This window comes from Actinoplanes sp. NBRC 101535 (genome assembly GCF_030269225.1).
GTDB classification, from domain to species: Bacteria; Actinomycetota; Actinomycetes; order Mycobacteriales; family Micromonosporaceae; genus Actinoplanes; species Actinoplanes rectilineatus.
In genome coordinates this window covers 1-21,523 of the sequence record NZ_BSSY01000037.1, presented here as the reverse complement: position 1 = coordinate 21,523, position 21,523 = coordinate 1, and the positions used below count along the sequence as shown (strand labels likewise).

Annotated in this window: 21 protein-coding genes; 6 read left to right on the top strand and 15 right to left on the bottom strand. The window is 73.0% G+C overall.

Annotated elements, in window-relative coordinates; translation table 11 throughout:
- Positions 1-157: 157 nt before the first annotated feature.
- The 4 genes from QSK32_RS45015 to QSK32_RS45000 all read right to left on the bottom strand — a co-directional run bounded on the left by QSK32_RS45015 (position 158) and on the right by QSK32_RS45000 (position 4,407).
- The gene (locus QSK32_RS45015) at positions 158-631 is read right to left on the bottom strand and encodes a universal stress protein (RefSeq protein ID WP_285475521.1); all 474 of its coding nucleotides are present in this window, start codon (positions 629-631) and stop codon (positions 158-160) included.
- 352 nt (positions 632-983) lie between these two features.
- Positions 984-2,621, bottom strand: coding sequence for an ABC transporter permease (locus QSK32_RS45010; RefSeq protein ID WP_285475520.1), 1,638 nt, complete (start codon positions 2,619-2,621; stop codon positions 984-986).
- Positions 2,605-3,534, bottom strand: a complete 930-nt coding sequence (locus QSK32_RS45005) for an ABC transporter ATP-binding protein (protein ID WP_285475519.1) — start codon at positions 3,532-3,534, stop codon at positions 2,605-2,607. The genes QSK32_RS45010 and QSK32_RS45005 overlap by 17 nt, the downstream gene beginning before the upstream one ends.
- Before the next feature lie 93 nt (positions 3,535-3,627).
- Positions 3,628-4,407 carry a hypothetical protein gene (locus QSK32_RS45000; RefSeq protein ID WP_285475518.1) on the bottom strand — a complete coding sequence of 260 codons (780 nt, stop codon included), beginning with the start codon at positions 4,405-4,407 and terminating at the stop codon, positions 3,628-3,630.
- A 356-nt stretch (positions 4,408-4,763) separates the two neighbouring features.
- On the opposite strand from QSK32_RS45000, the gene QSK32_RS44995 reads away from it, so the two are divergent.
- Positions 4,764-5,054, top strand: a complete 291-nt coding sequence (locus QSK32_RS44995) for a hypothetical protein (RefSeq protein ID WP_285475517.1) — start codon at positions 4,764-4,766, stop codon at positions 5,052-5,054.
- Between the two features lie 139 nt (positions 5,055-5,193).
- Here QSK32_RS44995 and QSK32_RS44990 read toward each other — a convergent pair whose 3' ends face one another.
- Positions 5,194-6,060 (bottom strand): universal stress protein, encoded by an 867-nt coding sequence (locus QSK32_RS44990; RefSeq protein WP_285475516.1) that lies wholly within the window; start codon positions 6,058-6,060, stop codon positions 5,194-5,196.
- Between the two features lie 378 nt (positions 6,061-6,438).
- Between QSK32_RS44990 and QSK32_RS44985 the strand changes: the two genes are divergently transcribed.
- Positions 6,439-8,808 carry a glycoside hydrolase family 65 protein gene (locus QSK32_RS44985; RefSeq protein WP_285475515.1) on the top strand — a complete coding sequence of 790 codons (2,370 nt, stop codon included), beginning with the start codon at positions 6,439-6,441 and terminating at the stop codon, positions 8,806-8,808.
- Between the two features lie 12 nt (positions 8,809-8,820).
- Here the strand turns inward: QSK32_RS44985 and QSK32_RS44980 are convergent, their stop codons facing one another.
- The 3 genes from QSK32_RS44980 to QSK32_RS44970 all read right to left on the bottom strand — a co-directional run bounded on the left by QSK32_RS44980 (position 8,821) and on the right by QSK32_RS44970 (position 12,819).
- Entirely contained in the window at positions 8,821-9,486 is a 666-nt protein-coding gene (locus tag QSK32_RS44980) for a spherulation-specific family 4 protein (protein WP_285475514.1), read from the bottom strand.
- Between the two features lie 73 nt (positions 9,487-9,559).
- The gene (locus tag QSK32_RS44975; protein ID WP_285475513.1) at positions 9,560-11,947 is read right to left on the bottom strand and encodes a GNAT family N-acetyltransferase; all 2,388 of its coding nucleotides are present in this window, start codon (positions 11,945-11,947) and stop codon (positions 9,560-9,562) included.
- On the bottom strand, positions 11,944-12,819 hold the full coding sequence (locus QSK32_RS44970) for a universal stress protein (RefSeq protein ID WP_285475512.1): 876 nt from the start codon (positions 12,817-12,819) through the stop codon (positions 11,944-11,946). The genes QSK32_RS44975 and QSK32_RS44970 overlap by 4 nt, the downstream gene beginning before the upstream one ends.
- A 347-nt stretch (positions 12,820-13,166) precedes the next feature.
- On the opposite strand from QSK32_RS44970, the gene QSK32_RS44965 reads away from it, so the two are divergent.
- A complete protein-coding gene (locus tag QSK32_RS44965; protein ID WP_285475511.1) occupies positions 13,167-14,078 on the top strand; it encodes a universal stress protein in 912 nt (303 codons plus the stop codon).
- Positions 14,079-14,103: 25 nt separating this feature from the next.
- On the top strand, positions 14,104-14,364 hold the full coding sequence (locus QSK32_RS44960; protein WP_285475510.1) for a hypothetical protein: 261 nt from the start codon (positions 14,104-14,106) through the stop codon (positions 14,362-14,364).
- Between the two features lie 18 nt (positions 14,365-14,382).
- Here the strand turns inward: QSK32_RS44960 and QSK32_RS44955 are convergent, their stop codons facing one another.
- The 6 genes from QSK32_RS44955 to QSK32_RS44930 all read right to left on the bottom strand — a co-directional run bounded on the left by QSK32_RS44955 (position 14,383) and on the right by QSK32_RS44930 (position 20,202).
- Entirely contained in the window at positions 14,383-16,899 is a 2,517-nt protein-coding gene (locus QSK32_RS44955; protein ID WP_285475509.1) for a cation-translocating P-type ATPase, read from the bottom strand.
- A gap of 28 nt (positions 16,900-16,927) precedes the next feature.
- Complete coding sequence (locus QSK32_RS44950) at positions 16,928-17,506, bottom strand: universal stress protein (protein WP_285475508.1); 579 nt, start codon at positions 17,504-17,506, stop codon at positions 16,928-16,930.
- Positions 17,507-17,534: 28 nt separating this feature from the next.
- Positions 17,535-18,023 (bottom strand): hypothetical protein, encoded by a 489-nt coding sequence (locus QSK32_RS44945; protein WP_285475507.1) that lies wholly within the window; start codon positions 18,021-18,023, stop codon positions 17,535-17,537.
- On the bottom strand, positions 18,020-18,973 hold the full coding sequence (locus tag QSK32_RS44940; protein WP_285475506.1) for a universal stress protein: 954 nt from the start codon (positions 18,971-18,973) through the stop codon (positions 18,020-18,022). Before QSK32_RS44940 ends, QSK32_RS44945 begins: the two co-directional genes overlap by 4 nt.
- A 165-nt stretch (positions 18,974-19,138) precedes the next feature.
- Complete coding sequence (locus tag QSK32_RS44935; RefSeq protein ID WP_285475505.1) at positions 19,139-19,279, bottom strand: hypothetical protein; 141 nt, start codon at positions 19,277-19,279, stop codon at positions 19,139-19,141.
- Entirely contained in the window at positions 19,276-20,202 is a 927-nt protein-coding gene (locus tag QSK32_RS44930; RefSeq protein ID WP_285475504.1) for a universal stress protein, read from the bottom strand. Before QSK32_RS44930 ends, QSK32_RS44935 begins: the two co-directional genes overlap by 4 nt.
- A 220-nt stretch (positions 20,203-20,422) precedes the next feature.
- On the opposite strand from QSK32_RS44930, the gene QSK32_RS44925 reads away from it, so the two are divergent.
- Together QSK32_RS44925 and QSK32_RS44920 are read left to right on the top strand one after the other, a co-directional pair.
- On the top strand, positions 20,423-20,548 hold the full coding sequence (locus QSK32_RS44925; RefSeq protein WP_285475503.1) for a hypothetical protein: 126 nt from the start codon (positions 20,423-20,425) through the stop codon (positions 20,546-20,548).
- Between the two features lie 2 nt (positions 20,549-20,550).
- Positions 20,551-20,781, top strand: coding sequence for an Hsp20/alpha crystallin family protein (locus tag QSK32_RS44920; protein WP_285475502.1), 231 nt, complete (start codon positions 20,551-20,553; stop codon positions 20,779-20,781).
- A 64-nt stretch (positions 20,782-20,845) separates the two neighbouring features.
- Here QSK32_RS44920 and QSK32_RS44915 read toward each other — a convergent pair whose 3' ends face one another.
- Positions 20,846-21,349: a MarR family winged helix-turn-helix transcriptional regulator gene (locus QSK32_RS44915; protein WP_285475501.1), complete on the bottom strand. Its 504-nt coding sequence runs from the start codon at positions 21,347-21,349 to the stop codon at positions 20,846-20,848.
- Positions 21,350-21,523 lie beyond the last annotated feature (174 nt).

The following is a 21,523-nucleotide window of genomic DNA, read 5'->3' as shown; positions in this document are numbered from 1 at the left end:
CCGCGTTGTGCGGGCCGGAACCCCCGTTGCCGGCTTCCGGCGGGGCCGACTCCTTCCCGCCGGAAGCCGCCCCGCCGCACGGGAGTCCATCCGGTGAACAGCGATCGGGATGGGATCCGGTGCGGCGGTTCTGGTGAGTGCCGATGACGACGGGGGGTCAACCGGCGGGTACGACCGCTTCCCGGTCCGGTTGCGGTCGCCGGTCGTGGGACGGGATGACCACGACCGGGCAGGTCGCCTTGCGGATGCACTCCTCGCTGACCGAGCCGAGTACGGAGTGCCGCAACCGGCCGTGTCCGTGACTGCCGAGCACCAGCAGGTCGGCCTTGCGCGCGGCGGTGGTCAGTACGATGGCCGGGCTGCCCTCGATGGTCTCCGCCGCGATCGGCAGATGCGATCCGTGTTCCGCGACGACCGTCTTGACCTGGCGGTCCAGGATCTCGGCCGCGAGCCGTTGCTGCTCCTGCGGGGAGGTCACGGTGAGCACGTCGGCCTCGATGCCGTCCCAGGTCCAGGCCATCACCGCCTGCACCGCGGTGTCTCGCCCGGCGGCGTGCCGGGCTGCCCAATCCAGGGCTCGCAGGCCGCTGTCCGAGCCGTCCACGCCTACGACGATCAGATGGTGGTTCATTTTCCGCCTCCTCCGGCGGGTGATGGTTGTGGCTGTACCGTACGGCGGGGTAGCCCGTGGTCGACACGGTCGGTGGTCCGTAAGTTACGGGCCGTTGTTCTCCTTGCGGGGAGCGTCGCGCGTCCATGCTCGTACGTAGTCCACCTCCTTGACCGCGACGGTCGTGTCCGGGTCCGGCGGGACAGCGGCGTAGACCGCCGGATTCGAGACGATCGTCGTGAGGCCGTCCGAGGTGGCGGTGTGACAGACCTCGGCGCCGTCGGTGTACCAGGCAGGCCGAGACCGGCCGGGCCGGGGCCGGGCAGCCGCCCACGCCCACGGAGGACGCGGCGCCGTGGCGGGCGCCGACGGGTCAGGACAGGGCCGCCTGGCGTGACCTCAGCACCAGCAGGCCGGCCACGGTCCACCCGGCCAGCACGGCCAGGTGGCCAGGGGCGAACCCGGCGCCGGCCACCGCCGGATCGGTCGCCGTGAGCACCGCCAGCAGCAGGTGACGCAGCGGGAGGACACCGGCCACCGTGGCCAGCCAGCCGGGGAGCGGCTGGTCGCCGACCACGAAGATCTCCGAGGCGAAGCAGAGCGGCAGCAGAGTGCCGAGGGTGACCGCGATGATCGAGCGGGCCGACGGCATCAGCGCGGCGATCGCCAGGCCCAGCGCGGTGAAACAGAGGGAACCGGCGACGACCGCCACCAGCAGGGCCGGAGACCGGGCGGCATCCACCCGGACGTCCAGGAAGACCACGCCGGTGGCGGTGAGCAGGATCGCCACCGTCAGCGACACCAGTGCGGCCGCGCCGGTGCGCCCGGCGAAGTACCAGCGCAGCGACAGCGGGGTGCCACGCAGCCGTTTCAGGACGCCGGTGGAACGGGCCACCACCACCGCCTCGGAGACGTCGACGAATCCGTTGAGCGCCGCGGTGTACGCGATCATGCCGGCGAACAGGTATTGCGCCAGCGACATCCCGTGCACCCGGCTGTCACCGAAGACGGCCGGGAAGAGCACGAGCAGCAGCACCGGGAAGACCAGCGAGAAGAACACCGACATCAGGTTGCGGCGCAGGCCCAGCAGGGAGTAGCCGATCTGCCCGGCGACCGTGGACAGGGCGGACCGGCGGTGCTCGGCCGGCGGCGACAGGCGTTCCGTCGTGGCGGTCTCCGGCGTGGCTGCCGCCGGCCGGAGCGTGGCGATCCCGCGCGGCGCCCACCCGAAACGCAGACCCGCGACGATCATCCCGGCGACGGTCCAGACCGCCAGGACGGCGAGGTGAGCCGGGGCGAAGGCCGAGCCGGTGGCCGGGTCGAACGTCGCGGCCATCGCCCGGGCGAAGTGCTTGAGCGGCAGGGCCGAACCCAGCACGTCCATCCAGCGGGGCAGGTCGGCACCGACGATGAAGACGTCCGAGATGTACGCCAGGCTCACCAGCAGCCCCTGGCCCAGTGACTGGGCCACCGCCACACTGCGGGCCAGCGACGCCATCGCCAGCCCGAGTGCGGCACAGCACGCCGTACCGAGCAGCAGAGTCACCAGCATGGCCGGCACCTTGCCCCAGAAGATCTGGACGTCGAAGGCGGCCACCCCGACCGCGGCCAGCAGGAGGACCGTGACGACGGAGGTGGCCGCCGCCGCCGTGATCCGCGACGCCGGCACCGTCCAGGCCGGAATCGGCGTCGCGCGCATCCGCAGCAGCACACCTCTCTCACGCAGGCCGGTCATGTCGACGGCCAGCAGGACGAACGCGGCCTGTGCGACGCCGAACACCGCGAACGGCGCGACCAGGAACTGCGCTGTCGGAACGCCCTGGCCGGTCTGCTGATCGCCGATGATCGACGCCAGGATCACCAGGAACGTGAGCGGAAAGGCGACGGTGAAGAACAGCCCGATCGGGTTACGGACCGTGCCGAGCAGCGCATGCCCGGTCAGGGCGGCCAGCGCGGCCGGCCGGTGCCGCCGGACCGGGGCGCGGACGGTGACCTCAGGATGAACGGCCATCGCTCTCCTCCTCGCCGGACGTGTCCCGGGTCAGCGACAGGTACACGTCCTCCAGCGTCGGCGGGCTCACCGCGAAGTCCGGCAACACCGTGTGGTGCTCTCGGGCCCAGCCGGTCAGCCGCCAGGTGTCGTCGACCGGATGGCGCGACAGCAGGCTCACCGTCGTGCCGCCGGTCACGGCCGGCGTCGCGCTCAGCGGAGGCAGGTCCGCGCCGGTGCCGGGCAGCTCGAACGTGATGACGGTCGGAAGGTCGCTGCCGGCACGCAACTGATCCGGCGTACCGATCGTCACCAGGCGCCCGGCGCGCATCACCGCCACCCGGTCGGCCAGACGCTGTGCCTCCTCCAGATAGTGGGTGGTCAGCAGGATCGTGGTGCCCAGCGTGCGTAGGTTCGCCACCAGGTCCCACGCCCGGTGCCGGGCGGCCGGGTCGAAGCCTGTGGTCGGCTCGTCCAGGAAGAGCAGTTCGGGCGCCCCGGCCAGACCCAGCGCCAGATCCAGCCGCCGTCGCTGACCGCCGGAGAGCCCCTTGACCCTGGTGTCCCGCTTGCCGGCCAGCCCGACGAGCGTGATCAACTCGTCCGGGTCGTGGGCGCGGGGATACAGCCCGGCCTGGAGACAGACTAGTTCCCGTACGGTGAAGTCCTCCTCGAAACCGGCCGACTGCAACACCACCCCGATCCTCGAGCGGTACGCCGGCCCGCCGGTCGCCGGGTCGCAACCCAGCACGCGCACGGTGCCCGCGTCCCGCGTTCGGTAGCCTTCGAGGATCTCCACAGTGGTCGTCTTGCCGGCCCCGTTCGGGCCGAGCAGCGCGAAGATCTCACCGTCGCCGACCGATAGACTGAGGCCGTCCACTGCCCGGACCGTCCCGTACACCCGTACCAGATCGTGCACCTCGATGGTGGCCATGCCTCCAGGCATAGGCCGTCGCGGCCGGTGCCGGAAGCGCCGGACGGCCCCGACGCCCGGGACCTCCGGCCCGCGGCCTCGGCGAACCCACCCTCACCGTGCGGTCGGCCACACCGTCCCGGGTCCACGCACGCCGCCACCGGTGACATCGAAGTGGACGGCGGGCCGGCGCGGGACCCCCAGCCCGGACGGGACGCGCCAGGTGGGCCGGGCGGGCAGGAAGCACGGCGCCAGCCTGCCGACCGTCATGGCGAGCGAGTACAGCGAGGTATCCGGCATACCCGGCTGCGGCGGGGTGATCAGGAGCCGGGCGGCCAGGCAGCGGGCGTCGGCGTCGATCGCGCGGTAGGCGTTGTCGTCGAGCTGACGTGCCAGGCGCATCCGGGCGGCCAGCACGGCGATCGGATCGTAGCGACGCCGCGCTGAACTCAGCGGCATCGACACCAGCTGGGCGGACTCGCGGGTCCGGGCGGCCAGGGCGGCGGCGGTCGAGGCGGACAGCACGGCCTCGACGTCCCACCCGGCGGCGGCGACCGTGCGGCGGATCCGGCCGCGGTGCGGATGCGAGAACTGGGCGCAGATCCGCTCCGGGCGACCGTGCCCGGCGAAGTGCGCCAGCTGTACCGTGACACGGTCGGGGACGCCCGTGTCCGCCGCCGGCGGTGGGGCGCTCCCGACAACCAGCAGGGCGTCGGTGGGGGCGAGCGCCGCGCCGACCCCGGCGACGACGCCCTCCGTGCCCGGAGGGCGGCGTGAGCCGGTGAGAGTGCCGAGACGCCGCAGCACCAGCATGTGATGCAGCAGGACGGTACGGGTCGTGACGGACAGCTCGCGCGCGGACGCGGTGCGGGCCGGATCGTGACGAACGTCCACGGCGGTCTCCTCCGGTGATGCGGGTGAGTGCTGGTTCGACGTCGCGGTGCACGATCCCGGCGTCGTGCACCGCTGGGAGTTCCCGGGCCGTGTACGCCACGACCGCCATCGTCTCGACCGGGCCGCGACGGCCCCGCGCGGCGGTCCGGCGGTCCCACCGCTACCGGCCCGCTGTCAGGTCATCCTCCCGGCGTGACATGTCATCGACGCTAGGTGGTGGTGGGAGGACGGACAGGGGCCGTTGGACCCGTTCCGCCGACCGCGGGCCGAACGTCCCGCGACCCGCGGGTAGTTCGTCCCTGCTGATCATCTGGATCCGGGACCACCGTTGACGGTGGACGGAGGAGGTGGTCATCGTGCTCTTGCTCGACCTGTTCATCCTGGTGATGCTGATCCTCGCGGTGTACGCCGTGTTGCCCGCGTTCCGGTCGTCGAGCGGCGAGGGCGACCCGGCCGGGCAGGCGGAGGGCGAGGCTCCCGCCGTGGCGCCGACGACGTTGGAGGGCGCTCTGACCGGTCAACTGGTCCGCGGCGAGATCACCCGCCGGCAGTACCGGCACGCTCTGGAACGGCTCGCGGCCCGCGACGACGAGGTGCGCCCGATGACAGTGCCGGAGAAGGGCGATCCCAGCGGGTCACCGTCCTGACGCCGGCCGGGCGGGAGGGGCCGATGTGCCCCGGCCGGTCCCGGGGTCACGGCCCGAGGTCTGAGGCGACCCCGGGCAGTCCGCACCCGTCTGCCGCCGGCCGGAGCCGGCAGCAGACGCCGTATCGTGTGGTTGTCGCTCACCCCGCCGGCCCGTCCGGGCCGACGGCGCCGCGGACGATCACAACCGGTCCGTGGCCGTGGTGCAGCACCGTCTGCGTGACCGAGCCGAGCAGGCCGTGATAGGGCGACTCGCCGCGGGCGCCGACCACGATCAGCGACGCCTCCCGGGACTCGCGGCGCAGGACCGTGGTCGGGTCGCCGGTGAGGGTCCGGAACCGGGCCTCCACGCCGGACCGCAGCGCGTGCAGGGCGACCGTGTCGGCGAGGACCTCCGCCCGGCGCGGGTCGTCGCCGACGTGCACCACCAGAAGGCCGGTGTGCCGGCGTGCAGCCTCGTCGAAGGCGACGGCGAGCACCGGCACGGTGACGTCACAGCCGCTCACGCCGACCAGCACCGGCCCGTCCGGCGGGTCCGCCACCCGGGTCACCAGCACGCTGCCGAATGCCCGGGCGGCCAGCTGGACCGCGGTCGCCTCCCGGGGCAGGCAGGTGCGTTCGTTCAGGTTACCGTCACCGATCACGGTGAGTATGGCGTGGCGGGACAGGCGCAGCAGACCGGTCAGCGGCTGCCCTTCGAGACGTTCGGTGGTGATGCGCAGCCCGGGCGCCACTCTGGCGGCCTGGGCCCGCGCACCGCGCAACAGGTCACCGACCGGCCAGGACGGATCCGCCGCGCCGGGATGCCAGGTGACCGTGTGCACCAGCCGTAGCGGCCGGCCGCGCGTGGCGGCTTCCATCGCGGCTGCCTCGACCGCATGCCGGCTTCCCGGAGACCCGCTCACCCCGGCGACGACCGGATGCGCGGCGGCCCCGGCGGGGTTGCGGCGCTCGGGGGACTCATGCGCTCCGGCGACGACGGCCGGGGCCGATTCCGAAACGGTCATGCGGTACACCTCCACAAGCCGAGCGAGAACTCACCCACGTTCACGCTAGGGCGGGTGGCACCCGCACGGACAGGGCCGAAAGGCCCCCGACCAGGGCCTTCAGGCCCTAGGTCGCGCCGGTGGCGGCTACGGGGTCACGCTGCCGGCCGGGCGCTGACCCCGGCCGCGGTACGGTCGCCCGCCTCGCCGGGACGCGCCCGCTCGACCTGGCCCTTCCGGCAGTTGTGGGTGCCGCCCACCGGATGTACGAGCGGCTCGGCCTCCGGATCCGCGACTCGCCGGTGTACCGGCTGGGGAGCCCGTCCGGTGACGCCACGGTCGAGAACCGGGGGAGGAAGCCCGTACCGTTGCCTTGACCCCGTTCGAGCGGAGGCTTCGTTGATACGGCATCCGGCATACCCCCTCGATCCGTGGCAGGTTCGCGAGACGCACCTCGACGTCGACCTGCTGGCCCGTTCTGAGTCGATGTTCGCTTTGTCCAATGGGCATATCGGTCTGCGTGGCAATCTCGACGAGGGGGATCCGCACGGTCTGCCGGGCACCTATCTCAACTCGTTCTACGAGTTGCGTCCGCTGCCTTACGCCGAGGGTGGATACGGATATCCGGAGTCGGGTCAGACCGTCGTCAACGTCACCGACGGCAAGGTGATCCGGTTGCTGGTCGACGATGAGCCGTTCGACGTCCGCGACGGGCGGCTGCGCCACCATGAGCGGGTCCTGGACCTGCGCGGCGGTGTGCTGGGCCGTGCGGTGGAGTGGGAGTCCGGTGGTGGCCGGGCGGTACGGGTCCGCTCCACTCGCCTGGTCTCGTTCGCACAGCGGTCGATCGCCGCGATCGAGTACGAGGTGACCCCGGTGGACCGTCCGGTGCGGGTCATCGTCCAGTCCGAACTGGTCGCCAACGAATCACTGCCCGGCCCGCTCAAGGACCCGCGCGTGTCGGCGGTGCTGAGCGCGCCACTGGTCGCCGAGGAATGTGCCGCGTCCGGCACCGGCGCGATGCTGGCCCACGTCACCCGGGAGAGCGGCCTGCGCCTGGCCACGGCTATGGACCACATCGTGGAGGGCCCGGCCGGTCTGCGCTGCACCGCCATGGCGGAGCCGGACCTGGCCCGGATCACCGTCGTCTGCAGGCTGGCCCCGGGCGAGCGGCTGCGCCTGGTCAAGGTGGTGGCGTACGCCTGGTCCAGCCGCCGGTCGCGGCCCGCCCTGCGCGACCAGGCGACCGCTGCGGCGCAGGGTGCGCGTGTCGAGGGCTGGGCGGGCCTGGCCGCCGCCCAGCGGGCCTATCTGGACAGCTTCTGGGACGGCGCCGACGTCGAGATCGACGGCGACGACGAGGTACAGCAGGCGGTCCGGTTCGGCATGTTCCACGTGTTGCAGGCGGGCGCGCGGGCCGAGCGCCGGCCGATCGCCGCCAAAGGCCTGACCGGTCCCGGGTACGACGGCCACGTCTTCTGGGACACCGAACGTTTCGTGCTGCCGGTGCTGACCTTCATCCAACCGGACGCGGCGGCGCAGGCCCTGCGCTGGCGGCACGCCACCCTGAACCTGGCGCGGGAGCGTGCCGCCACGCTCGGCTGGGCCGGGGCTGCCTTCCCCTGGCGTACCATCCGTGGCCACGAATGCTCCGGATACTGGCCGGCCGGCACCGCGGCCGTGCACATCGCGGCGGACATCGCCGACGGGGTGATCCGCTACACCGCCGCCACCGGCGACGAGACGTTCGAGCGGGAGGCCGGCGTCGAGCTGCTGGTGGAGACGGCCCGGTTGTGGGCGTCGTTCGGCCACCACGACCGGCACGGCAACTTCCACCTCGACGGCGTCACCGGCCCGGACGAGTACACGGCGGTCGCCGACGACAACGTCTACACCAACCTCATGGCCCGGCGGAACCTGAACGCGGCCGCCGACGCGGTGGCCCGTCACCCGGCACTGGCCAAGGCGCTCGGTGTCGATCCCGGGGAGGCCGGGGTCTGGCGGGCGGCGGCGCGGGCGATGAGCATCCCCTACGACGACCAGCTCGGCGTACACCCCCAGTCACGGGGGTTCACCATGCTGAAGGAGTGGGACTTCGCGGCCACCACGGAGGCGGACTATCCACTGATGCTGCACTTCGCGTACATGAACCTCTACCGCACCCAGGTGGTCAAACAGGCCGATCTGGTGCTGGCCATGCACTGGTGCGGCGACGCTTTCAGCCCGCGGGACAAGGCCCGCAACTTCGCCTACTACGAGCAGCGCACCGTCCGCGACTCCTCGCTCTCCGCCGGTACCCAGGCCGTGCTCGCCGCGGAGGTCGGGCACCTGGATCTCGCCTACGACTACATCGGTGAAGCCGTGCTGATGGACATGTACGACCTGCACCGCAACACCCGCGACGGCATGCACATCGCCGCGCTGGCCGGCGGATGGCTGTCCATCGTCGCCGGTTTGGGCGGGATGCGCGACCATGCCGGGACGCTGTCGTTCGCGCCCCGGCTGCCCGCGCGCCTCGACCAGGTCAGGTTCTCCCTGCTCTGGCGGGGGATGCGGCTGCAAGTGACGATCCGTCCCCGGGAAGCGGTGTATTCCCTGCGCAACAGCCACGCCGGCGTGGGCATGGAGCTGTGGCACCACGGCGAGCCGCTGTCGCTCACCACGGCCGGCCCGGTGACCCTGCCGATCCCGGAGCCGGCCGCATTCACCGCCGAACCGGTGCAGCCGCCGGGCCGCAGCCCGGTGCGCCGCAGTGATCCGCCGGCCTGAGCCGCCGGCCGGTCACGTCGACACCGGAGACCGGCCGTGCAGGTACCCGGAGAGACGGTCCCAGGGGCGAGGGCCGCCCCGCGCGGTCACATAGACGCTGCCGGCCCCGCAGGCCTCCGCGTGCGCCAATACCACCGGGACCTGCCGCTGCGGCGTCTCGTACACCAGGTGACAGAAGGTCACGCCGGTCGCGGACCGGGCCCAGGGCGGCGGCCGCAGGTGCAGGTAGCTGCTGGCCGGGCCTTCGAACACTCCGAGCAGATCGGCCAGCTGGGCGTAGCGCGGATCGGGATAGTGGCCGTGCTGGAACATCACCGTGGTGCAGCCGTGATGCCGGGTCTCCGAGGCGAGATGGGCGTAGTAGGCCAGGTTGCCCGGCCCGCCGGCGACCTGGTCGAAGAAGATGCCGTCGACCGCGTACCAGTCCCGGTACCGTGTGACGTCGCGGTGCACGGCCGCGGCGCGCCGGTAGCCGTGGGCGGTGTCGACGTACCCGAGGACCGGGACGTCGAGTCGTGCGGCGGCGGCGCGCAGTGCCGGTTCGGCGTCCGGGCCCGGCCCGTCCGCGACGTTGAGGATCACCGCGCGCACAGTGTTCCCGGCCGTGGTGAGCAGGTCCCAGTCCGCCGGGCGGGTCAACGGGTGGAAGTACGCCGGGACGACCGGCCGCCGGCTCACGGTGTCACCGCCGGCGATGTGGCGGGGCAGCGTCTCATGTCCCTCTCCCTGGGTGTGTGGTGCCTCCGACCGGTCAGCCGGGGTCCGGCAGATGCCGTAGCAGCGGGTCACCCTCGGCGCCGGGCGGCGCCAGGTGCAGGGCGGCGCCGGTCACGAGCAGCCCGTCCGGCCCGGTCGTCACCGGGCCGAGATCCAGGGCGGTGACCTCGGGGTGTTCCTCGGCGAGTCGGCCCAGACGCAGCAGCAGGTCGTCCAGTGCGGCGGGGGCCGCGGTGCCGGCCGGAACCGCCTGGCGCATCCGGGCGGTGTCCCGGTCGGTCAGGGGCGCGAGCCGTGGCACCCGGGAACCGCCGTGGCCGAGGGTCACCAGGGGCCCGGCGACCGGGTCGTGGGTGATCCCGGCGGTCAGGGTGCCGGTGCCATGGTTCAGGGGCGCGCGGGTACCGGCCGCGCCGGACGGGTCACCGGGGCGGAACGGGATCGCGTACGCCCGGAGCAGCCGCGCGGTCGTCTCGTCCGGCTGCGGCCCGGTCCGGTCGGCGAGAGCCTTGCCGATGACGGCATGGGCCATCTCCCGGTCGATGCCGGCCGGGGTGCTCCGGGTGGCCTCGACCGGTTCGCGCCGCCACGCGGCGTAGCCGGCGGCGTGTGCCAGTGCGCGGACCGCCTGCTCCGGCGTCTCGAAGACCGGTATCCGGCGGCGGCCGATCCGGTTCGGCAGCCCGGCCCCGCCGGCCATCGCCACCGCGACCGGCAGCCCGGGGCGGCGGTCCGCCAGGCAGCCCAGGGCGGTCAGTGTCTCCGCGGTCCGGCCGCCCCGGGTGCCGGCGACGAGGACCAGCAGCATGTCGGCGCCGGTGGAGGCCGCATCCTCGGCCGCCGCCGCGATCTCGCCGGCGTGGGCCAGGAGGCCGGCGCCGCCCGGCCCGTCCGGCCGCGGGCTGCGGGTGGTGCCGGGGACGGCATCCAGCCGCAGGCCGAGGCGGGTGGCGGTCCGGGCGGCGAGCTCGGTCATTCCCCGGTCGTTGCCGGCCAGGGCGAGCCGGGGCCCCGCGGGCGGTGGCTGCCCGGCCAGCAGACGAGCGGTGTCGAGCAGTTCTCCCAGGCTCGAGACGATGATCATGCCGGTACGGGCGGACAGCGCCTCCGCGACGTCCGGCGCGGGCACCGGCCCCGCGGGCAGCATCAGCACCGGTTTCCGCAGGGCGAGCGCCCGGACGGCCCGGACGAGGGCGCGCGGGTTACCGGACGGCGCCGCCTGCAGCGCCACCACCCGGGTGGCCGGGTCTTCGTGCCAGTACGCGACCAGGTCGTGTTCATTGACGTCGAGCGCATTACCGAGCGTGACCAGCGTGGACAGCCCGGTTCCGGTGCGCCGCGCGTGTTCCAGCACCGCGATCGCGACCGCGCCGGATCGGGTGGCGACGCCCAGATCGCCGCGTGGCGGGGTCACCGGGGCGAACCCGGCGGCCAGCCGGGTGGCCGGGTCGCTGTTGTAGACGCCGATCGACCCCGGACCGACGAGGCGGATCCCGTGTGAGCGGGCCAGCCGGACCAGGGCGGTGCGGCGCCGGTGCGCGGCCGGGCCAGGCCCGTCGAGGCCCGGGGTGAGGATCACCGCGGCCCGGGCACCTGATCCCGCGCCGTCGGCCAGCGCCGTGGGAACCTCGCCGGGCGGCACCGCCACGACCAGCAGATCCACCGGGCCGGGAAGATCCCGCAGGTGCCGCCGGCCGGGTACCCGCCCGACCGGTTCGCCGGTGCGGTTCACCGCGTACACCGGTCCGGTGAACCCGTGATCGAGCAACGACTTGACCGTCTCCCGGCCGATGTCGCCGGGCCGGTGACCGGCGCCGGTCACCGCGATCGACGACGGGGTCAGCAGCGCCCGCAGCGAGGCCCGCTCGGCCGTACGGTCGCGCAGCTCCATCGAGGTCTGTGCCGGTCCGTCGTCGCCGACCTGGAGCGTCACGTCGACTACGCCCTGACGTGTCCGGGTCCGGGTCTGCGGGTCGAGGTCGTGCGCCACCCGCAGCATGCCGGTGTTGCCGGCCAGCACCTCACCGACGAGTTCGGTGATGCCGTAGTGGCGGGCGCGTGCCGCGAGATGCTCCAGCAGCAGGGTGCCGATGCCGCGGTGATGATGCCGGTCGGCGATCAGGACGGCGAACTCGGCGCGCGGCCGGGTCCCGATCCGTTCGGCGCTGGCCACTCCGACGGGTTCACCGTTCTCGACGGCGAGCAGGCACAGGTGCTGCTCGGATTCGGGACGGCACAGCCGGTCCACCTCGGCGGCCAGGGTGGCGGCGCTGGGCTGGGTGAAGAACCGCAGGCGCAGGTTCGCCGCGGACGCCTGTCCGTGCAGAGCGGCCAGACCCGGCCGGTCGGCGGGAACGACGGGCCGGATCGTGACGACGCCACCGTCGGCGGTCAGCGCGTCGGACCCGCCACCGGTCGTCACCACCGGTCACGCTTGGTGCGGGGCCGCACGATCAGGATCGGGCAGTCGGCGTGGTGCAGCAGTTGCAGCCCGGTGGAGCCGAGCAGCGTTCCGGTGATCACGCCGTGGCCGCGGCTGCCGACGATCACCAGCTGGGCACCGTGCGAGACGCCGGTGAGGACGGCTGCGGCGCTGTCGTGCGAGATGAGGACCTCGACCGGGACGTCGGTGTACTTCGTGCGCCACGGTGCGAGTTGCTCGATCACCTCGGCGCGTTCGGCCTCGTCCTGGTCCGGGGCGCGGACGTCCGCGGTGGACGGATGACCGAGGCGGACGGGCAGGTACGAGCGGATCGCCACCAGGCCGGTGCCGTGCTGGTGGGCGACGGCGAAGGCCGTCTCCAGCACGTGGTCGGCGTGGGGGGAGTCGTCCACGCCCACCACGATCGGGCCGGTCGGTTCGCCGGTGCGGCCGCGGACCACGACGACCGGGGAGTGGGCGTGGACGGCCACTCGCTGGCTGACCGAGCCGAGTCGTAGCCCGGCGAAGCCGCCCGCGCCGCGGTGGCCGAGGACCAGCAGTTCGGCGTGTTCCGAGGCGATGATGATCTGGGCGGCGGCATTGCCGACGAGGACATCGGTGTCCACGGTGATGTCCGGGACCGCCTCGCGGGCCTCCCGCGCCGCGGCGGCGGCGACGCCCTCGGCGAGGCGGCGGGCCGTCTCGAACCGGTTGCCGCCGAAGTCGTACCGGGAGGTGGACCAGTCCCAGTCGAGCACGTGGACGACGGTCAGGGGCAGGTTGGTGCGGTGTGCCTCGGCGGCGGCCCAGAGGACGGCCGCACGGCCGGGCTCGGTGCCGTCGGCGGCGACGACGATGGTCGGAGTACGCATGAGCCCTCCCTTGTCGTTCCTCCTCTCAATTTGGTCAACTTCGATGGGTGGGGGTAGGGGCCGAAGACCCGCGGCTCCCGGCCGGTCGGCACCGGAACCGACCAGACCGATTCCGTGCCGGCACCCTCGGCGGGCGGATCATGAAGTCGCCGCCGTGGCCCCGCGCCCGCCGTGCCGTGCCGGGCAGCACACCGGTGACCTCCGCGGTCGCCTCCAGCCACCGCTGCCGCCGGGCCGCCGCGACCAGCCGGGCCTCGCCGTCTCCCTGCCCGGGTCCAACGGCCCTGTCACCGGGAGCGGCCCGGTGTTGGCATGGGGGGAGAGCCCTATCGTCGGGAGTGGCCGCCATGAACGATTTCAGTAGGTCCCGGGCGGAGAGTGAGGCACGCCGGTATGTCGGTGTTCCGGGGCACACCAGCCGGTTCGGCGAGGCGATCAATCGTTATCTGGGTGTCTCCGGTTACCGCGATCCGTATGCCGGGGCGGTGGGGTTCCCGGTGATGTCACCGTCGTCGTTGCGGACGGCGAGTGGGCTGGTGGTGGTCGGGGTCGATGACAGTCCGATCAGTTGTGTCGCTGTCGATCATGCTGCGGTCGAGGCTGCTGTGCATGGTTGGGGGCTTCGTGTGGTTGCTGTCCGGCGTGGTTCCGGCGGTGATGCCGGTCCGGCTCTGCTGCGGCGGCTCACCGATCGGGTGCATGCGAGTGCTCCTGGGGTGGTGGTGAGTGCCCGGCTGGCGGTGGGTGCGGTTCCGGCGCAGACCCTGTTGGAGGAGGCGCGTGGTGCCGCTCTGTTGGTGGTCGGTCATCGGCACGGCGCCACTTCGACGGCGTTGGGACGCAGTGTCGCGGACCGGGTCGGTCGTGAGCATCCGGGGCCGGTTCTGGTGGTCCGGATGCCTGGTTGGCCGGTGGGTGCGGAGTTCGGTAGGCGTCCGTTGGTGGTGGCGGTGGACAGTAGTGAGTCTTCTCGGGTGGCGGTCGGGTTCGCTCTCGCCGAGGCGGGGAGCCGGGTTTGTGATGTCACCGTGTTGCATGTGGTCGGTGACCGGGCGGGCCTGGTCGGCCGGGGGGAGGAGCGCGGCGGTGTGCCCGTGCATCACCGGGTCCTCTCCGGTGATCCGGCGGCCGTTCTGGTCGAGGAGTCCGGGCGGGCCGCGGCTGTGGTCATCGGCCGGCATGGTGTCGGATCGGTGTTGAGTCCCGCGGTCCGGATGCTGCAGGAACGGGCGTACTGCCCGGTGTTCCTGGTGGGCTGAGCCCCGGGCCGCAAGGGAGACGGTCATGGACACACTGCTCGTCATGATTCTCGTCCTGCTCGCCATGAAACTCGTCGGCCTCCTGGTCCTGATGCTGGTCGACCGGGCGCCGGCCCGGCCGGACACCCCCGATCCCTGCACGGCGTCCCTGTACGGGCTGCCGCCCGCACCCGATCCGGAGACCGTCCTGCTCGACCGGTTGCGCCGGGGTGAGACCAGCCGCGACGACTACCGGGCCGCCGTCCGCACCCTCGCCGACCGGGACGCCGGGACACCCACCCGTTGAGCATCGCCGGCACCGGCGTCAGAGCCGGTGCCGGGCCGCCCGCAGGATCAGGCCGGGCAGCGGGGCGACCGCGAAGCAGGCCACGATCGCCGCGAGCGGCAGCGATGCCGTGCCGAGCAGACCGCGCAACGGCGGCACCAGCACCCCGGCGATCTGCAGTGCCGCGCACACCAGCACCGCGGCCGGCAGTGCGAATCCCGGTGCCGTCCCGGGCGAGGACTTCGCCCGTACCGCCAGGGCCACCCCGAGCTGCGCCAGCCCCAGGATCAGGAACATCACCGACTGCCAGGCCAGTCCCTGCCGGTAGGCGACGACCCCGCCGCCCAGTGTCACCGCGGCGAGGAGTGCCGAACCGGCCAGCACCGACCGGAGCAGTCCGCCGCCGAGCACCGACTCGCGCGGTGAACGGGGCGGCCGGCGCAGCACGTCGGCCTCGGCCGGTTCCGCGCCCAGGGCCACTCCGGGTACCCCGTGGGTGAGCAGGTTGATCCAGAGCAGCTGGGCGGGCAGCAGCGCCAGCGGCATGCCGAACGCCGGCCCGGCCAGCATCACCATCAGTTCGGCGACACCACCGGAGAGCCCGTAGAGCAGGAAACGCCGGATGTTGTCGTAGATCCGCCGGCCCTCGCCGATCGCGGTCGCCACCGTGGCCAGATTGTCGTCGAGCAACACCAGGTCGGCGGCCTGCCGGGCGACCTCGGTACCACCTCCCATCGCCACACCGATGTCGGCACGGCGCAACGCGGGAGCGTCGTTCACCCCGTCGCCGGTCATCGCCACCACCTCGCCCCGGTCCTGCAGAGCGGCGATGATGTCCAGTTTCTGATCCGGGCGGGTGCGCGCGTACACGCGGGTCCGCGCGATGGTCTCGCCGGTCAGCGGCCCGGCGTCGCCCCGGGCGGCGTGGTCACCGGGCGACAACAGCCCCAGCCGGGCGCCGATGGCGGTCGCGGTCGCAGGGTGGTCACCGGTGATCACCAGCAGGTGTACGCCGCAGCGCTCGAACGCCTCGGCGGTGTCCCGGGCGTTGTGCCGCAGCGGATCACCGATGCCGACCAGGCCGACCGCCCGCAACGGCACCTCCGGCCGGGCCGGGTCGACCGGACCGGCCGTGGTCGCCGAGGCCACGGCCAGCACCCGCAGTCCGTCGCCGGCCAGGCCGGCCGCGGCCGTCACCAGTGCCGCGTCGGCCACCGGATCCAGGACGGTCTCCGGTGCTCCCTTACGGACCACCAGGGTGTCCCCGCCGGGCAACCGGTGCACCGTGGTCATGTGCCGGTGCGCCTGATCGAAGGGGTGTTCGGTGAGGCGGGGCGCGGCGGCCCGGGTGTCGTCGGCGGCCAGGCCGCACCGGGCGGCGAAGGTCAGCAGGGCAGCCTCCATCGGGTCGCCGGCGGCCGTCCACCTCGGGCGGTCGCCGTCCGGCGGCAGCAGGCTCGCGTCGTTGCACAACGTCACCGCCCGGGCGAGGTCCGCCAGCCGATCCCGGGCGGCGTCCGCGCTGGTGGCCGTGACCCGGCCGGCCGGATCGTAGCCGGTACCGACGACCGTCCACCGGTTTCCGTCCGCGGTCACCGCCTCCTGCACGGTCATCCGGTTCTCGGTGAGTGTTCCCGTCTTGTCCGAGGCGATCACGGTGACCGAGCCGAGCGTCTCGACGGCGTGCAGCCGGCGCGGCACCGCCCGGATCCGGGCCATCCGGTGGGCGCCGAGGGCCATGGCCAGGGTGACCACGGCAGGCAGGCTCTCCGGTACCGCCGCCACCACCAGGCTGACCGCGGTGATCGCCATCCGGACGACCGGCTGCCCGGCGAGCACCCCGGAGGCGAACACCACCGAGGACACCACCACGGCGGTCCCGCCCAGGACCCGGCCCAGGACGGTGATCCGCTGTTGGAGCGGGGTCGGCTTCGGCCGGGTACCGGCCACCAGGCTGGCGATCCGCCCGAGCGCGCTGTCCGCCCCGGTCCGCAGCACCGTGCCGGCCGCCCGTCCGGCGGCCAGCACGGTGCCGCCGGCGGCGGTCTCGTCCACGGCCCGGTGCACCGGGACCGACTCGCCGGTCAGCGCTGACTCGTCGAAGGCGGCCCGCCGGGCCTCGGTCAGTTCCAGGTCGGCCGGGACGACGTCGCCGGCCTCCAGAGTCACGTGATCACCACGGACCAGATCCGCGGCCGGGACCAACTGATCGCCGCCGTCGCGGACCACCCGGACCACCGGTGCGGCGAGCCGGTCGAGAGCGGCGATGGCCGCGTCCGCCCGGATCTCCTGCACCACGCCGATGACCGTGTTCACCACGATCACCAGCACGATGATGGCGGTGTCCGGAAGGTCGCCGAGGACCGTCGTCACCACCGCCGCGCACAGCAGCAGCGCCACGAGCGGATCGGTGAGCTGCCGTCCGATGCGGCGCAGCACGCCACGTGGCGGGGGAGCGGCCACCGTGTTCGGACCGTCCGCCGCCAGCCGGCGTGCCGCCTCGGCCGAGGAGAGGCCCCGCACCGCGGAGCCGGTGGTGCCCATCAGGTCGGTCATCGTGCTGCCCTCCCGCAGACCAGCCGCATCACCTCCAGCGTCGTCCGGTCCCGGCCCGCCGGGCAGGGCCGATGTCCCCGAAACGGACACGACGAGGCGGCGGCGGGACGATCGCCAGCGGGCAGGCGGTACGCCCGGTCAGCGCATCCGCGGTCCGGCCGGCCGCCACGACCAGCAGCCCGACGGTGCGACTGAGCGCCAACAGGGCGCGGACCGGGATCCGGTCGTGCAGGATCTCCCGTTCCACCCGTTCGCGCTCGTCCGGCGGCAGGGCCCGCCACACCACCGCGGACAGCAGGAGGTCGGCCTGCGCCGGGGAGTCCGGGCGGGCCCGCACCGTCGCGGCCCGGCCGGTCCACACGTGGACGGCCCGCAGCGGGGCGCCCCGTTCCCGCGCGCGGGTGGCCGCGTAGCCGAGCACCGTGTCCGCGTACGGGTCGTCACCGATCGCGGCGGCCACCAGGGTCGCGGCGACGGGCGCGGCGGTGGCCACCACGACCGCCCGGCCGGGCGGATCGGTGCGCAGTGTCCAGCGCGGGGATCCGGCCAGCCGGGTACGGACGGCGGCGGCCAGGCCGTCGAGTGTGGTCGTGGTCGTCGTGTGCATTGCTCACCTCGTGTCCGGGCGGTTCCGGTCAGCCGTTCGGGTGGTGCCGGAACCGCACCAGGCTGACGAAACGGTCGGCCTGGTCGCGGGCCTCCCGTTCGGAGTGCCGCAGTGCCTGGGCGGCACCGGTGAGCCGCCACCGCCACAGAGCCGTGTGGTCCAGCTGTGCCGGCGTCATCGCCCGGTAGCGTGGGTCGTGGGCCGCGGCCAGCGCCCGCACCCGGTCGGTCTCCCGGTTCAGGCCGGTCTGCCAGCGGCGGCGGTTGTCCTCCGCCTTACGGACGCAGGTGCGTACCCGCTCGTTCCACGGCACGTCGCAGTGGCGGTATCCCCGCGGTATCCGCAACGGCCAGTACGTGGTGTCGGACGTGTCCGGGGTGATCAGGAGACCGGAGCAGGGCACCACGCCGTCCGGGCCGGCCAGCGGGCACGCCCCGGCCGCGTCGGGGCCATGGCAGACGGTGATCCGCTCGCCGGTGGCCGGATCGAGGATCCGGATGACCCGGTTCGCCGTCATGACCGTCTCCTCTCGGTCGGTGCCGTTCCGGTGAGGGAATGGACGATCGCGACGGTGCACGGGCACTGGCGGGCCAGATGCTGGCTGACCGAGCCGAGCAGCATTCCGCGGATCGCGCCGCGTCCCCGGGACCCGGCGACCACCAGTTGTGCGGTCGCGGCCACCCGGATCAGCGCGGCGGCCGGGTGCTCCACGACGGCCCGGGAGGTGATGTCCAGATCGGGGTGGGCCCGGCGCAGCGCGTCGACCCGTTCGTCGAAGGGCTTGCGTTCGACGGCGGTCACCTTCTCGGCGATCTGCGGGCTCTCCTGCCACAGCCCGGTGATCGGTGGCCATGCCCGGATCACCCACAGCGGCGCCTTGCGGGCTGCGGCCTGTTCCGCGGCGAAGCCGAGGACCGCGGAGAGGACGGGGGAGCCGTCGATGCCGGCGACCACGGGTGCGGCCGGGTCCGCCTTACCGCGGACGAGGACGACCGGGCTGTGGGCGTGGGCGGTGACCGCGGAGGCGACCGAGCCGAACAGGCCGGTCACGGCGCTGTGCCCGCGGCTGCCGAGCACGACCAGCCCGGCCCGGGCCGAGGCCTCGACCAGTGCCGCGGCGGGGCGGGCGCGGACCACTGTGCCGGTGACCGTGGCCAGCGGGTGGGACTGCCGGGCGGCGTCCACGGCACGGTCCATCATGCCGCCGATGACGTCGTCGACGTAGCTCGGGGGACGGACGGCGACGGTGGCTGCCATGCCGGCGGCGGGTTGCCACACCGGTGCCTCGTCGGCGTAGATCAGCTCCGCCGCGTTGCCGGTACGGACCGCTTCGTCCAGAGCCCAGTCCAGGGCCTCCTGGGCGGACGGCGATCCGTCGAATCCGATGATGATCTTCTGGTTCACGGCGCGGACCTCCTCTCCGGTGTCGCCGGCGAGGTCGTCCGGCGACGGGGTCTCTCCCTCCATCGCACGTCCGGGTGGTGTGCCGGAGACAGAGAGGAACGGCCCGGTCACCCGAGTCGTCCGCCTCTTCTCCGTTCGGATGGCGATGATGCGGTGATCACGTGCCGGCACCGATGACCCGGTGCGGGACCATCGGCCCTGACCGCTCGCCGCCGTTGGCCCCGGCAACTACGGGTTCAGTTCACCCGGCCACTCGCGGTGCTGCTGATGGTGGCCGCCGTGCTCGCCGGGGCGGGTGACAGCCCGGCACCGGCCGTGGTCGCGGTCGGCGGTCAGCGCGTCGACCGGCCCCGGCCCGGGCGCGGTCATCGGTGGACGTCCCGTTTGCTGTACGGGCGCACGATCAGGACCGGGCAGTCGGCATGGTGCAGCAGTTGCAGGCCGGTGGATCCGATCACCGTGCCGGCGAGCACCCCATGGCCGTGGCTGCCGACGATCACCAGCTGGGCGGTGTGCGACGCCCCGGTGAGCAACGCCGCCGCGGTGTCGTGGGACAGCAGCGCCTCCACCGAGACGTCCGGGTACTTCGCCCGCCATGGCATCAGCTGATCGCCGAGCCGGGCTCGTTCCTCGTCGTCCTGCTCGGCCGCGGTGACGTCGGCCGGCGGGTACCGGTCGTAGTACAACGGCTGCACCGGCAGATAGGAGCGGATCACGGTCAGCGACGCCCCACGGGTGCGGGCCGCGGTGAAAGCCGCCTCGAGGACACGGGCCGACGACGCCGCGTCGTCGATCCCGGCGGCCACCGGGCCGGTACCCGCGTCGGCCCGTCCGCGGATCACGGCGACCGGGCAGTGGGCATGCGCCGCCACCCGCTGGCTCACCGAGCCGAGGGCGAGGCTGGCGAAACCGCCGCGGCCCCGGCTGCCGAGAACCATGAGATCCGCCTGTTCCGAGGAGACGACCAGTTGGCCGGCCGGGTTGCCGATGATCACATCGGTGTCGACCGTGATGCCGGGTGCGACCTCCCGCGCCTCGGCGGCGGCCCGGCCGGTGATGTCGTCGGCCATCCGGCGGACGGTGTCGAACCGCTTGTCGGCGAGGCTGTAGTGGGTGGGCCCGTCGAACCGCTGGCCGCTGTAGTCGGACCGGCCGGGCGCCCAGTCCCAGTCCAGGACGTACAGGATGCGTAGCGGCCGGTCACTGTCGCGGGCCTCCCGTGCGGCCCATCGCGCCGCAGCCAGGCTGGGCTCGGTGCCGTCGACCGCAACGACGATAGCCGGATTGATCATGGTTCCTCCCTTGCCGTCCCCCTGATGGTGATCTGCGTCGATGTGCTGCGGCAGGGGCGCCGGTCCCGCGGGTGAGGGCCACAGGTCCCGTACGGAACACCGGCGTCCGGCACGCGACGTTCGGCCGTGAACAAGGACTCCGGACGCGCGGTGCGATGGCAGCAGGACCGACGAAAGTAGGATCGGGATGTCCGCGCTGATGCCACGTCTATTCGGTGACATGACCGACTGGCTGGAAGTCGACCTTCCGTGCGTGCTGCCGGCGATCCGGGTCGAAGACCGGATCTCTGATGGCGAGTACGTGCGCGCGCCGAACGGCCCGGAATCGACCCGGAGAAGCATGTAGAGGTGAACACCCTGAACGGGGTGCTGGCCCTGAAGGCGGAACGTCGGGAGCGGACCGACGCGACAAGCTGCTCCGAGTTCCGGTACGGCGCCCTGCACCGCTCCGTGCGGCTGCCGATCAACGCCGACGAGGCCGCGATCACCGCGACCCACGACATGGGAATCCTTGAGGTGACCGTGCCGCTGACTGTTGCGGAGACAGCCGACCTGCAGATCGGCATCACCACCAAATGACCGCCCTGGCGGCTGACGGAGGCACAGATCTGTGAAGATTTCGTGACCGAATTTCCGGCGCAGGCTAGGGGGTTTTCGGTGGGTCGTAGCGCTGGTAGAGCGCTGCCTTCGCGCCATCTGGATCGAGCCGGTGCAGGACGGCGTCGCTGATCTCGGCTAGCTGGGTGACCTGCTCGGAAGTGAGGGCGTCGATGACGTTGTCGCGGACGGTGGTGACGTGGCCGGGTGCGCTGTCCTGCACCTTCTGCCAGCCGGCGTCGGTGAGCCGGGTGTTGGTGGCGCGCCGGTCATCCGGGCAGGGGAAGCGTTCGAGCAGGCCGCGGGTCTCCAGGCGCTGCACGACGTGGGAGAGGCGCGGCAGTGAGGCGGTGGTGCGTTCGGCGAGGGCGGTCATCCGCAGCGTGTGCCCGGGTGCTTCGGAGAGCATCGCGAGGACGTAGTAGTCGAAGTGGGTGAGCTGGGCGTCGCGGCGCAGCTGGCTGTCCAGGGCTGCCGGGAGAAGTTCGAGCACGGCGGTGAGCCGTACCCATGCCGCCAGTTGTTCCGGGGAGAGCCATCGGGTGTCCACCCTCACAGAGTACTTGTTGCTACAAGTTTCTGCGCGTAGGTTGTAGATACAACCAATTGCGGAGGGCATCATGGCGCACATCAGCATCATCGGCACCGGCAACATGGGTCAGGCCATCTCGGGCCTGGTGGCCAAGGGCGGTAACACCGTCGAGCTGCTCAACAGCTCACACGC